Origin of the sequence: Mesorhizobium zhangyense, assembly GCF_011045115.1 — a bacterium.
GTDB lineage: Bacteria > Pseudomonadota > Alphaproteobacteria > Rhizobiales > Rhizobiaceae > Mesorhizobium_M > Mesorhizobium_M zhangyense.
Genome location: NZ_JAAKZG010000063.1, coordinates 1 through 615 on the forward strand (window position 1 = coordinate 1; position 615 = coordinate 615).

The following is a 615-nucleotide window of genomic DNA, read 5'->3' on the forward strand; positions in this document are numbered from 1 at the left end:
TTTGAATTCCGGCACTGTGGCAAGGAGAGCCTCTGACATTTTGGAGGATTGAATGTTCAAGGGCCGCCAGTTCGATCAGTCCGTGATCCTGCTATGCGTGCGCTGGTACCTGGCCTACAGTCTGAGCTTGCGCGATCTGGAAGAAATGATGGCCGAGCGGGGCATTGCCGTTGACCATACGACCATTCACCGCTGGACCGTTTGCTACGCACCGCTATTGCTGGAGCGCTTCAACCGACGCAAGCGGAGCGTGACCGGCAAATGGCATATCGACGAAACGTACATCAAGGTCCGTGGTCAGTGGATGTACCTTTACCGCGCCATCGACAGTGTAGGCGACACGGTCGAATTCTGGTTCAGCGAGCAGCGCGACTTGCCGTCAGCCAAGCGGTTCTTCAGGAAAGCGCTGGCACGTCATGGCCGGCCCGACCGCGTTGTCATCGATGGTAGCCAAACCAATCACGAGGCTATCGTTTCCTGTGACACCACAAATCGTTTGCAGGATCGCGCTCGGAGCCGGCTCAAACCGATCCGTATCCGCAAGAGTAAATACCTGAATAACCGGATCGAACAGGATCATCGGCGCATCAAGCGTCGCGTCCGGCCAATGCTCGG

1 protein-coding gene is annotated in these 615 nt (G+C 56.9%); it reads left to right on the plus strand.

All coding sequences use genetic code 11. From position 1 onward, the window contains the following. Positions 1-52 precede the first annotated feature (52 nt). Positions 53-615 (plus strand): IS6 family transposase (locus G6N74_RS30465; protein ID WP_165121732.1); only part of this gene is annotated, 563 nt, incomplete at its 3' end.